Raw genomic sequence first — 12,796 nt, forward strand, 5'->3', positions numbered from 1 at the left:
GCCCCCATTTTTGTACAACCTTTCAAGCAGGAGGAGTTTTATGGGCAAAGTCATCTTCAAAAACGTCTCCTTCCGTTACGGCGAGCGCGACATCTTCAAGGACTTCAGCCTCGAAGTGGAGGACGGGCAGATCCTCTGTCTCGTCGGCCCCTCGGGCTGCGGCAAGACCACGCTGGCGCGCTGCCTTCTGGGGCTGAGCCGCCCGCGGACGGGAGAGATCTACGTGGGGGACGAGTGCCTTTTCAGCGCCGAAAAGCGGATCAACGTTCCCGTGGAGCGGCGCAACATCGGCATCGTCTTTCAGGATTACGCCGTGTGGCCGCACATGACCGTGAAGGAAAACGTGCTCTACCCGCTCAGGAAACGCCGCGTCCCCAGAGACGAGGCGGAGAAACGGGCCATGCACGCCCTTTCTCAGGTCAACATGACGGAATACGCCGCCCACCTGCCCAGCCAGCTTTCGGGCGGCCAGCAGCAGCGCGTCGCCATCGCCCGCGCGCTGGTGTGCAACGGCGGCCTGATCGTCATGGACGAGCCGATCACCAACCTCGACGCCAAGCTGCGCGAGCAGATGCTGCTCGAGATCCGCGAGATCCAGCGCAATCTGGGCACGACGATCCTCTACATCACCCACGACCAGCAGTCGGCGCTGCAGATCTGCGACAAGATGGCCGTCATGCAGCAGGACGGTTCGCTGTGCCAGGTCGGCACGGACGAGGACATCATCCTGCGCCCGGCCAACCGCTTCGCGTTCGAGTTCATCGGCGTGTCGAACTTCATCCCCGTCGTCGCGCTGGGCGGCGGCCTGGGGCTGGATACCGGCACAGGCGTCGCGCCGTGGGACGGGGAGCTTCCCGCTGGGTTCGATCCACGCCGCGGCGTCGATCTGGGGGTGCGTCCCAACGACGTCGTTTTCGACGCCGCCTCGCCGCTGCGCGCCCGCGTGGAACGGCGCACGTTCCTCGGCAGCGAGTACGACTACCGCGTCACGCTGGGCGCGCGCGAACTGCGCGTGCAGCAGAGCACGCTCGACGCGGCGCGGCAGGGCACGGCAGATGTTGGCGACGAGGTAGGGCTGCGTCTGCTCAATCCCCGCTACTACGAAGCGAAACAGGAGGTGTCGGCATGAGACTCGGCCTGCGCAGAAACAAAGATCTGGCGGCACTCGACGGCCGCCGTTTCAACCTCGACGGCGCCATGACGCTGCTCAGCTTCGCGCTGCTGCTGGTGATCGTCGTCATTCCCATTTTCATGATCGTGTATCACGCCTTTTTCTACCAGGGGCGCTTCGATCCATCGCTGTTTGCAAGCCAGCTGCTTGCGCCCAAGACGCTTGGTTCGATGTGGAACACGGTCAAGATCGCCTTCTGGGTGACGCTGTTCGGCACGATCATGGGCGTCTTCTACGCCTGGCTGCTGGGGCGCAGCGACATCCCCGCCAAGGGGCTGATGCGCGCGCTGTTCAGCATTCCCTACATGTTCCCGCCGTTTTTGGGGGCCATGGCCTGGGACTTGCTGCTCAACGGGCGTTCGGGCTATCTGAACCGCTGGCTGGTACGCACGCTTGGCCTCGCCGGCGCGCCGTTCAACATCAACTCGGTATGGGGCATCGTCTTCGTGGAAATTTCCTACTATTTCCCGTTCGTCTTCATGCAGGTGGTCAGCGCGCTCGAGCGCATGGATCCGACGCTGGAGGAGTGCGCCCGCATCGCCGGCGCGCGGCAGATGACCGTGATCCGCAAGATCACGCTGCCGCTGGTGCTGCCGGCTATCTCCGCCGGCGCGCTGCTGATTCTGATCTCGTCGCTGGCGCACTTCGGCGTGCCGTCGATCCTCGGCTTTTCGCAGGGGATATTCACGCTGCCGACGCAGATCTTCGACACGATCCAGCGCGCCGAGGGCAGCTTCGAGGGCATCCGCCAGGGCGCGGCGCTGTCGATCCTGCTGGTGGCGGTCGTTTCCGTGGCTCTGATCGTGCAGAAAAAAGTGCTCAGCGCCGGCAGCTACGACATCATCAAGGGCAAGTCGATGCGCCCGACGCTGATCAAGCTGCGCGGCTCCAAGATCCCGCTGCTGATCCTCGCCGTCGCGACGCTGGTGATGATCGTCGTCGTGCCGCTGGTGATGATCTTCCTGGTCGGACTGGTCAAGGCCTACGGCCTGCCGCTGATCCCCAAGAACTTCACGCTCAACAACTACGTCAAGGTCTTCTCGGCCTCGGGAACCTTCGCTTCGATCAAGAACTCGCTGTTCGCCTCGTCCACGGCCGGCGTCGTCTGCATGTTCCTGGGCACGCTGATCGCCTACGTGGTGCAGAAGATCCGCCCGCGCGGCCGCGGCGTCCTCGAGGTGCTCTCGGTGCTGCCGTATTCGATCCCCGGCACGGTACTGGCCGTCGGCGTCATTCTCGCCTGGTCGGGCAGCCTCGGCGGCGTCAGCCTCTACAATACGATCTGGATCATTCTCGTCGCCTATCTGGCGCGCTATCTGTCCTTCTCGATGAAGAGCTCGTCGGCGGCGCTGCTGCAGGTCCACCCCTCGCTCGAGGAAGCGGCGCGCGCGTGCGGCGCCTCGCACACCGAGAGCCTGAAAGACATCACGCTGCCGCTGATCCGCCCGGCGATGGTGGCCGGGTTCTTCCTGATCTTTCTGCCCGCCATGCGCGAAGTCACCACCTCGGTGCTGCTCTACGGGCCTTACACGCGCACGCTGGGCGTGCAGATCTATTCGCTGCGCGACGCCGGCATGATGCCGCAGGCGGCCGCGCTCGGCTCGGTGGCGATCCTGCTGATCATCGTCTGCAACGCGGTCGTCACCTATTTCACCCGCGACCGGAAGGGGGTCTAGGGCCATGGATCAGGTCGTACTGCGCGGCGTCACCAAACGCTTCGCCACAAAAACGCTCGGCGACATCGTCGCCGTGGACAACTTCACCTTCAGCGTCCGCGAGGGCGAGTGCTTTTCGTTCCTCGGTCCCTCCGGCTGCGGCAAGTCGACGACGCTGCGCATGATCGCCGGCTTCGAAGATCTCAGCGAGGGCGAGATCGAACTCTGCGGCCGCCCCGTCTCGGTGAAAAGCAAGAACCTTTACGTGCCGCCGGAAGAGCGCGGCCTCGGCATGGTCTTCCAGGCCTTCGCCGTCTGGCCGCACATGAACGTCTTCGAGAACGTCGCCTTCCCGCTGCGCATCCAGAAGATGAACCGCGCCGACGTTAACCGCAAGGTCGCCGACGCGCTGGCGCACACCAGCCTGACCGGCCTGGAAAACTCCTATCCGTCCGACCTCTCCGGCGGGCAGCAGCAGCGCATCGCCCTGGCCCGCGCCATCGTCACGCGCCCCAAGGTGATGCTGCTCGACGAGCCGCTCTCGAATCTCGACCCCAAACTGCGCGAGTCCATGCGCTTCGAGATCAAAGAGCTGCAGCGCACGTTCAACTTCACCATCATCTTCGTCACCCACGACCAGTCGGAAGCCATGGCCATCTCCGACCGCATGATGGTCTGCGACATGGGCAGGATCATGCAGATCGACACGCCCGAGAACCTCTACAACAAGCCCGCCAACCGCTTCGTGCACAGCTTCCTCGGCGAGAGCACCTTCCTCAACGTCCTCGTCAGAGACGGCCGAGCCTACGCCGAAGGCGATCCCGAGCACCCGCTCGACCTCTCCGTCCCCGCCGGCGCCGCCGAGCGCATGGTCGTCGCCGCGCGCCCCAACGCCATCGAACTGAGCGGCGGCAGCGACGGCTACCAGACCCACGTGGAAAAGCGCATCTTCCTCACCGACCGCACCGAATACCTGGTCCCCGTCGGCAATCAGATCCTGAAAGTGCAGACGCCGCACCGCGTCTCCTTCAGTCAGGGCGAAAAGTGCGCCGTCCGCCTTGCCGACCCCGTCTGGTACCCCGCCGACGACGAAGCGGCCGAAAAGGAGCGCCTGAGACGGCAGCTGGTATAACATCACGAACAGTATCGCATGACAAGGAAGCCGCCTCGGCCTTTTCGGTCGAAGTGGCTTCCTTGTGCTTTATGCTTCTTCTTTAAATAAAAGACCGAACTTCGCGGTGCTGCCAGGGAGATTCACAAAGCGAGCTGCTCAGACTGCGCAGCGTTTGAGATGGAATTCGTACTGCCCCAAAGATATTCTGCGCGCTACTCTGTTCACGGCGCTTTTTCAGCCTGTCGTGCGGCGGCGCGGAGGCCCAGTTTGGCATTGTTGCCGAACCGGCAAGACAGTGTTTCGAAATTTGATTTGATTAACAAATCATTTGCTTTTATAATACGAATACAGGCTCAACCGAAGCCTCGACAAAAACCACAAAGAGGAGGAAACACAAATGGCACAGCACAGAGAGGGGATTCTTCAGGGAGTTCGCGTCATCGACTTTACGGATTTCCTGGCCGGTCCTTATATCGGCATGTACTTCGCGGATATGGGCGCAGACGTCATCAAATTCGAAAATCTGAAAAGCCACGGCAACTTCGTCCGCAACGCGAGACCTCTTGAGCCGAAAACCGGTCTGAGCATGTACTTTCAGAACCTCAACCGCAACAAGCGCGGCGTGGCTCTCGATCTCAAGCAGGAGGAGGGCAAGAAGCTCTTTGCCGAGCTGGTCAAATCCGCCGACGTCCTCATCGAGAATAACCGTCCCGGCGTGATGAAGCGTCTCGGCTTCGGCTGGGAAGAGTGCAAAGTTCTGAATCCCCGCCTCATTTACGCTTCAATCTCCGGCTTCGGCCAGACCGGCCCCAATTCCTACAAACCCGGCTACGATCTGATCGCCCAGGCGATGGGCGGCAGCATGAGCATCACCGGCTGGCCCGGCATGGAACCCACCCGCGCCGGCATGGCCATCGGCGACCTGTTCGCCGGATTGAACGTCGGCGTCGCCGTTTGCGCCTCGCTCTACGAGCGCGAAAAGACCGGCCTGGGCAACCACATCGACGTTGCCCTCGTCGACTCCATCGTCTCCGGCATGGAAGCCAAGCTGATGCAGTACGTCTACACCGGCGAGTCGCCCGTGATGACCGGCAACAAGTACATCTCCAGCGCGCCCTACGACTCGTTCAAGGCGAAGGACGCCTGGTTCGTCATCGCCTCCGGCACCGACAAGCATTTCGAAGTACTTTCCGCCGCCATGGGCATGCCCGAGTTGGCTCAGGATCCGCTGTACTGCGACACCGAGCTTCGCAAGAAGAACGCCGACGCGCTCAAGGCGGTCATCGAGAACTGGGCCGCCGACAAGACCGTCGCCGAAGCCGTCGCTATCATCGACAAGGCCGGCATCCCCGCCGCCCCGATTTACGACTGCGAAGCGCTCTGCAAAGACGACAGCATCATCAAGGACCGCGAGATGCTCGTCACGGTGCCTTCACCCAAGAACCACAAGGAAGTCGCCGAGCTGACTGTCATCGGCAATCCGATCAAGATGTCCGAAACGCCGGTGAAGTACAAAAAAGCCGCCCCCGACCTCGGCGAAGACAACGACGAGATCTTCAAGGAGCTTGGCTTCAGCGACGAGCAGCTGGCCGCCTTCAAGGCCGCAGGGCTCATGAACTAAGGAGGCGAAGGTCATGTCACTGCCGAAGAAAGTTCTGATCTCCGAAGTAGCTCCCCGCGACGGCTGGCAGAATCATCCCGTTCCCATCCCCACGGAGACCAAGATCAAGTACATCAAAAAGATGGTCGACTGCGGCGCGCGCAAGATGGAGATCACGTCGTTCGTGAATCCCAAGTACGTCCCGCAGATGGGCGACGCACGCGAGGTCTTCCGTGGAGTACGCTCGTATCTTGAAGAGCGCGGCGTCACCGCCTTCGCTCTGACGCTCAACCAAAAGGGCGTGGAAAACGCCCGCGAAGCCGGATTCACTCACGTCGAGTTCGTGCTCTCCGCGTCTGAAGAGCATAACCTGCGCAACTCGCGCCGCACCATCCAGGAGTCGCTCGACGCCTTCAAGGAACTTGCCGCCAATGCCGAAGGTCTGCACATCATCCTCGCCATGCCTTGCGTATTCGGCTCTCCGTTCGGCGACGAAGTGCCGGTGGACCGCGTCAAATGGCTCATCGACGAGGCTCAGAGCGTTGGCGTCGCCGAGTTCGGCATCGCTGATACGGCCGGCATCAGCACGCCCGAGAACACTCGCCGCCTCGTCAAAGCCATCCGCGAGTATACCGACCTGAACAAGGTGTCGCTGCACATGCACGACACTTACGGCATGGGGCTTGCCAATTGCTATGTGGCGATGGAAGAGGGCATCGCGATGATGGATTCCTCTCTTGCCGGCATGGGCGGCTGTCCCTTCGTGCCCGGCGCCAAGGGCAACATCGCCACCGAAGATCTTGTTTATATGCTGGACAAGATGGGCATCGAGACCGGCTACGATCTGAACAAGCTCAATCAGACCGCGGCTGAGATGGCAGCCGAGATCCAGGCGACGGTCGTGAGCGCTCAGGGAGCAGCCTGCAAGCACGAATAGCACAAATAAAAGGGGGATATGGTCTATGGACGTTTTATCGCTCATTCTCTTCATCATCGTCATCGCACTTGCCTTCTTCCGCAAGAACAACATCGGCGTCCTTGCCCTGGCTGTAGGCGTCGTCGCCGTACGACTGTTCGGCATGAACGACAGGGCACTGATCGGCGCCGTCAGCGTCTCTCTGTTCGTGACGCTGGTCGGCATCACACTGCTCTTTGCCGTGATCACCAGCACGGGAGCGCTCGAACTGCTGGCCCGCAAGATCATCGCCGGGGCCGGCAAGCGCACGTGGATGATCCCGATCCTCATGTACCTCGCCGGTTTCACGATCGTTGCGGTCGGCCCCGGCGGCGTGCCCGCGCTGGCCATCATCCCCCCTCTTGCGGCCGCCATCGCCGTGGAAGTCGGCTATAATCCTCTGATGCTGGCGCTGATCGGCATTTGCGGCATGACGTCCGGGCGCTTCTCGCCGATCACGCCCGAGGGCACCATCATCCTCAGCGCCGTCGCCAAAGCCGGATACACCGGCAACGTCACTCCCGCGATCTGGGTCAACGCCGTCCTTTACAACCTGATCCTGGCCGTCGTCATCTACATCGCCTTCAAGGGCTACAAGGTCAAGGCCGCTCCCGACGCCGAAGTCAAACGGGCCGAAAAATTCAGCGGCAAACAGATCGTCGCCCTGCTGAGCATCCTCGCCATGCTCTTCCTCATCGTCTACGCGAAGGTCAACCTCGGCCTTGCGGCGCTGTCGGTCGCCGCCGTCCTGCTCGTGTTCCACGTCGCGGACGACAGCAAATGCATCAAGGCCATCCCCTGGAACACGATCATCCTGGTCCTCGGCGTCGGCGCGTTGCTTTCGATCGTCGCCCAAGCGGGCGGCATCGCCCTGCTCAGCGGCGGCCTCAGCAAGATCATGAACAGCGGCACGGCCACGCCTCTGATGAGTCTGTCGGCCGGCCTGCTCAGCCTCGTCAGCAGCGCTCTGGGCGTTGTCTACCCGACGATGATGCCGATGTGCATCGACATCGCCAAGCAGATCGGCGGCGTCAACCCCGCGGCCCTCATGTCCGCCGTCGCGGCGGCCGGCGCGGCCAGCGGCATTTCGCCGATGTCCACGGGCGGCGCACTGATCATCGCGGCGATCGCTGGCGAAAATCGCATCAACCTTACCAAGGAAGACGAGAACAAGCTCTTTGTGCAGCTTTTGATCATCTCCATGCTGACCCTCGTGCTGCTTTTCGCGGTCTCCTGGCTCTTCTACGGACCTGTCGCAGACGTTCTCAGCCCTTCGGCGCTCTAAACAGTTCGAAAATCATGGCGGCGCATTCGGAGTACTCTTGGAAGAATAGAAATATTGTTTCAGAGGGGGGTTGACATGCGTATCGACGATATCGAATGCTTCCGCATTCTCGCGGAAACTCTGAACTACACCAATGCGGCCGACCGGCTGTATCTCACGCCGTCGTCGCTGACGAGGACCATCCAGCAGATGGAAGCCGAGCTGGGCTTTCAGCTCTTTGACCGCAGCCGCCGTTCCGTCTCGCTGACAGCGGCCGGCCAGAGCTTTTATCTGAACAGCGAGGGGATTCTTGACAGCTACTACGCCGCGGTGGAAAAAGCGCGCTACGCGCAGGAAGGGTTTTCCGGGATCATCCGTCTGGCGGTGAACGTATATTTCGTCAACTCTTTCGTGTACGCGCTTCTGAACGATTACCAGACGGAACATCCGGATATCCTCGTACGGGTGAGCGGCAGCAACACCGAACGAATGATCTACGATCTCAACACGGGAGCGATCGACTGCGCCATTTGCACCGGCCGACCGGCAGACCGCGATATCGAGCGCATCGTGCTGCGCAAATACCGCGACTGCGCCGTGTTCTCCCCTCGCCATCCGTTGGCGCAAAGGGAAGAGGTCGCGTTCGCGGAGCTGAAGCAGGAGCGCTTCGTCGTCATCGCCCGTTCTCTGGCCCGTCGCGGTTATGAGCAGATCCGCGCGCGGGCGAGAGACGCCGGTTTCGACGCCTCGGTGGAGGAAAACGCTTCCAGCGTCGCGCATCTGCTTTCGATCGTCGCGACGGGGCGGTATGTGACGCTTTTGTCCGATAACTATCGCAGCCTCGCGGCCGGAAGGCTGAAATTCGTTCCGCTGGCGGATAAGGGGACCGTCGAGCTTTCATTTCTCTGGAACCGTAACTGCGTCAATCCCTGTGTGCCGATTTTCGCGGATTACATCAGAAAGAATTGCAAGCACAAAGCAAGTGATTCCGAGCAAAGCAATTAAAAGGGGGAATTGAATTGATCAAGAAACTCATGACCGGCGACGAAGCGGTCGCCAGAGGCGCATACGAAGCGGGGGTTTGCTTCGCCTCCGCCTATCCGGGCACTCCCAGCACCGAGATCCTCGAAAATGCCGGCACGTACAAAGAGATCACCGCGGAGTGGGCGCCCAACGAAAAAGTCGCGATGGAAGCCGCCATCGGCGCTTCTCTGGGCGGCGTGCGCGCCATGGCCGCGATGAAGCACGTCGGCCTGAACGTGGCGGCCGATCCGATCTTCACCTATTCCTACATGGGCGTCAGCGGCGGCATGGTCTTCGTCTCCGCGGACGACCCGGACATGCACTCCTCGCAGAACGAACAGGACAACCGCAATTACGCGAAGTTCATGAAAGTCCCGATGCTCGAACCCTCCGATTCGCAAGAGGCCAAAGACATGTTTCGCGCCGCCTTCGACATCTCCGAAAAGTTCGACACGCCCGTCATGTTCCGCATGACCACCCGCGTCTGCCACTCCAAGTCGCTTGTCGAGCTCGGCGAGCGAAAGGAATTCGGCGCCATCCCTTACGTGAAAAACCGTATGAAAAACGACCCTGTCCCGGCCATCTCGCGCCAGCTTCGCGTGAAGATGCTCGACCGCGATCGCAAGCTGAACGCCTATTCCAACGACTGTCCCTTCAACTTCGCCGAATACAGCGGCTCGAAAAAGATCGGCATCGTGGTCAACGGCGTCTCCTACCAGTACGCCAAAGAGGTTTTCGGCGAGAGCGCATCCTACCTCAAACTCGGCATGACCAATCCCATGCCCATGGACCTGATCCGCGAATTCCGCGCCAACGTCGAGACGATGTACGTCATCGAAGAGCTTGACCCTTACATGGAAGAACAGATTCGCGCGGCCGGCATCGACTGTATCGGCAAGGAAAAGATCCCTTTGGTCGGCGAACTGAACCCGAACATCGTCCGCGAGGCCCTGCTGGGCACAAAGGCCAAAGAGATCGAGTTCAACCACAATCTGGTCGTCGACCGTCCGCCCGCCCTGTGCGCCGGCTGCCCCCACCGCGGCTTCTTCTACGAGTGCGCCAAGCACAAAGATACCGTCATGGTCGGCGACATCGGCTGCTACGCCCTTGGCGGCAGCGAACCCCTCAACGCCAAGGACTTAGCTCTGTGCATGGGTTCCGCTTTTTCGCTGGCACACGGCATGGATAAAGCCTTCAAGAAAAGCGGTCAGGAAAAGACGATCGTCGCCTGCATGGGAGATTCGACCTTCTTCCACACCGGCATCAATTCCCTTGAGGAAGTCGTTTACAACGATTCTCGCGTCATCTGCTGCATCCTCGACAACCGCATCACCGGCATGACCGGGCATCAGGAGAATCCCGGCACTGGCTACACGCTGAAAGGCGAGCCGGCGAACATCATGGACATCGAGACGATCGTCCGCGCCCTCGGCGTGACCCGCATCCGCACTGTCAACCCTCTCAAGCTGGACGAGATGAAGGAAGCGCTCGACTGGGCGTATCGGGAAGTCCGCGAAGGCCCCGTGGTCCTGATCACCCGCTGGCCCTGCGTCCTCAAAAAACTCTCCACGGAAGACCGGCGCGAGTTCCGCACCGCACCGGCCCAGTGCACCGTCAATCATGAGAAGTGCATCGGCTGCAAAAAATGTTTGCAGACCGGCTGTCCTGCGCTGAGCTTCGACAAGTATGAACGCAAGGTCAGCATCGACAAGATGCAGTGCGTCGGCTGCACAGTCTGCGCTCAGGTCTGTCCGATGAAAGCAATCGTGAAAGGAGCGAGAAAATGAGCAAGAACAAAACGAAAAGCGTTCTTCTCGTCGGCGTCGGCGGACAGGGGACCATCCTCGCCAGCAAGATCCTCACCACCGGGCTCATCGAGGCGGGATACGACGTGAAAATGAGCGAAGTTCACGGCATGAGCCAACGCGGCGGTTCCGTTTCCACGCAGGTCCGCTACGGCGAAAAGGTCTATTCTCCGATCATTGGCAAGGGCGAAGCCGACGTGCTCGTTTCGTTCGAGACGATGGAAGCCATCCGCTGTTTGGACGGCCTCAGACCCGGCGGAAAGATCGTCGTGAACGATTATAAAATGCCGTCGCTTCCCATCCTCAGCGGCGCTAAGGAGTACCCGGACGGCATCATCGAAGAGCTCAAAGGCAAGGCCCCCACGCTCGTTTTGGACGCGGCGCAGGTGGCCCGCGACAACGGCAACCCCCGCGGCATGAACGTCGTCCTGCTCGGGGCGCTCGTTCAGCTGCTGAGCGTCACGAACATCGATTGGACGGCGGCCGTGAAAGCCAATGTCAAGCCGCAGTTCGTCGACGGCAATCTCCGCTGCCTCGAAGCGGGAATGAAGCTCGCCGAATCGCTCGTATAGTATTGCCCGTTAAGAGAACGACTCATACTGATTCTTGAGAGAAAGCATTACCAGAGTTGCTGGACGCTGCGAAGGAGTTCAGCCGCTCAGAACTCTCTCAACCGTTGCTCTGGATTGCTTTCAAAAAGGGGCCGCCTCAATTGACTTTTGAGACGGCCTCTTTTTTTCGGGGCTTCGCCATGGGAAATGCATCGGGAAAACAAAACATCGCCACATTTCTGGTTGACAAATTCTCGTTCGCGATGTATTGTGATTTTAGTCACAAAATATGTGAATTTTATCACATCAATGAGGGGGAAAATATCATGTGGGAGAAAAACATCGACATCAACGAAGTGAAGACGATCATCTCGCGTACGACATGCTATCTGGGCGTCGGTGCGATCGCCAGGGTGGACGACATCTGCAAGGCGCTGGCCGACAAGGGGGTCAAGAACGTGCTCGTGGTCACCGGGCACGGTTCCTACAAGGCCACCGGCGCATGGGATCACGTCGTCGAGGCGTTTGCCGCGCACAAGATCAACTACGTCCTCTACGACAAGGTTACGCCCAATCCGACCGTGGACGGCATCGACGAAGCGGTCGCGCTCGGCAGGGGCGTCGGCGCCACGGCGGTGTTCGGCATCGGCGGCGGCAGCCCCATCGACACGGCCAAGAGCGCGGCCATCCTGCTGGAATACGCCGACAAAAACGCCCGCGACCTGTACGAGTACCGTTTCACGCCCGACAAAGCCAAGCCGATCGTGGCCGTCAACCTGACCCACGGCACGGGCACCGAGGTGGACCGCTTCGCCGTGGCCTCGATCCTCGAAAAGGATTTCAAGCCCGCCATCGCCTACGACTGCATCTATCCCACTTACGCCATCGACGATCCGGCGCTGATGACGGGGCTGAGCGCCGACCAGACGCGCTACGTCTCCATCGACGCCGTCAATCACGTCGTCGAAGCCGCGACCACGAAGCTGTTCGCCTCGCCCTACACGATCCTGCTGGCGGAGGAGACGGTGCGCCTCGTCGACAAATACCTGCCCCGTGCCGTCGCCAACCCGAACGACCTCGAAGCCCGCTACTACCTGCTTTACGCTTCGATGATCGCCGGCATCTCGTTCGACAACGGCATGCTGCACCTCACCCACGGACTGGAGCACCCGCTCTCGGCCATTAAGCCCACGCTCACTCACGGCCTGGGACTGGCCATGATCCTGCCCTCCGTCGTCGAGGCCTGCTGGCCTGCCGTCTCCGAGACGCTGAGCGACGTGCTGCGCCCGATGCTGCCCGGCAACATCACCGCCGATCCGGCCAACGCCGCCGCGGCCGCCGACGCCGTAGAGCAGTGGATCTTCAAGATGGGCGTTACGGAAAAACTGGCCGACATGGGCTACACCGAAGCCGACGTGGAAAAACTTGTGCGTCTCACGCGCGAAACGCCGTCGCTGGGCGGCCTGCTCGACCTCGCGCCCGTGCCCGCCACCGCCGAAGCGGTCGCCAAGATCTACCGCGACTCGCTTAAACCGCGCCGTTAGGCAAAGACGATCGAACACAAACGGACGGCCGCTTTTCCCCGCACCGGGAAAAGCGGCCGTCCGTTTGTGCTACGGCTCGTTTTCGTTCGGCAGCCCAGGAGGGCAGACCTGCGC

10 protein-coding genes are annotated in these 12,796 nt (G+C 61.0%); all 10 read left to right on the forward strand.

The window, feature by feature from the left end; genetic code table 11:
• The first annotated feature begins 40 nt into the window (after nt 1–40).
• Nucleotides 41–1,129 (forward strand): ABC transporter ATP-binding protein, encoded by a 1,089-nt coding sequence (locus tag FYJ74_RS07545; RefSeq protein ID WP_154528966.1) that lies wholly within the window; start codon nt 41–43, stop codon nt 1,127–1,129.
• Nucleotides 1,126–2,847 (forward strand): ABC transporter permease, encoded by a 1,722-nt coding sequence (locus tag FYJ74_RS07550; RefSeq protein WP_154528967.1) that lies wholly within the window; start codon nt 1,126–1,128, stop codon nt 2,845–2,847. The genes FYJ74_RS07545 and FYJ74_RS07550 overlap by 4 nt, the downstream gene beginning before the upstream one ends.
• A 4-nt stretch (nt 2,848–2,851) precedes the next feature.
• A complete protein-coding gene (locus FYJ74_RS07555) occupies nt 2,852–3,958 on the forward strand; it encodes an ABC transporter ATP-binding protein (protein ID WP_154528968.1) in 1,107 nt (368 codons plus the stop codon).
• Between the two features lie 379 nt (nt 3,959–4,337).
• Entirely contained in the window at nt 4,338–5,561 is a 1,224-nt protein-coding gene (locus FYJ74_RS07560) for a CaiB/BaiF CoA transferase family protein (RefSeq protein ID WP_154528969.1), read from the forward strand.
• A 13-nt stretch (nt 5,562–5,574) separates the two neighbouring features.
• Nucleotides 5,575–6,477: a hydroxymethylglutaryl-CoA lyase gene (locus FYJ74_RS07565; protein ID WP_154528970.1), complete on the forward strand. Its 903-nt coding sequence runs from the start codon at nt 5,575–5,577 to the stop codon at nt 6,475–6,477.
• Nucleotides 6,478–6,502: 25 nt separating this feature from the next.
• A complete protein-coding gene (locus tag FYJ74_RS07570; RefSeq protein WP_154528971.1) occupies nt 6,503–7,780 on the forward strand; it encodes an SLC13 family permease in 1,278 nt (425 codons plus the stop codon).
• Nucleotides 7,781–7,855: 75 nt separating this feature from the next.
• On the forward strand, nt 7,856–8,764 hold the full coding sequence (locus tag FYJ74_RS07575) for a LysR family transcriptional regulator (protein WP_154528972.1): 909 nt from the start codon (nt 7,856–7,858) through the stop codon (nt 8,762–8,764).
• 14 nt (nt 8,765–8,778) lie between these two features.
• Complete coding sequence (iorA, locus tag FYJ74_RS07580; RefSeq protein ID WP_229769413.1) at nt 8,779–10,569, forward strand: indolepyruvate ferredoxin oxidoreductase subunit alpha; 1,791 nt, start codon at nt 8,779–8,781, stop codon at nt 10,567–10,569.
• On the forward strand, nt 10,566–11,159 hold the full coding sequence (locus FYJ74_RS07585; protein ID WP_154528973.1) for an indolepyruvate oxidoreductase subunit beta: 594 nt from the start codon (nt 10,566–10,568) through the stop codon (nt 11,157–11,159). The genes iorA and FYJ74_RS07585 overlap by 4 nt, the downstream gene beginning before the upstream one ends.
• Nucleotides 11,160–11,464: 305 nt before the next feature.
• The gene (locus tag FYJ74_RS07590; protein ID WP_154528974.1) at nt 11,465–12,682 is read left to right on the forward strand and encodes an iron-containing alcohol dehydrogenase; all 1,218 of its coding nucleotides are present in this window, start codon (nt 11,465–11,467) and stop codon (nt 12,680–12,682) included.
• Nucleotides 12,683–12,796 lie beyond the last annotated feature (114 nt).

Source organism: Pyramidobacter porci, from assembly GCF_009695745.1.
GTDB classification, from domain to species: domain Bacteria; phylum Synergistota; class Synergistia; order Synergistales; family Dethiosulfovibrionaceae; genus Pyramidobacter; species Pyramidobacter porci.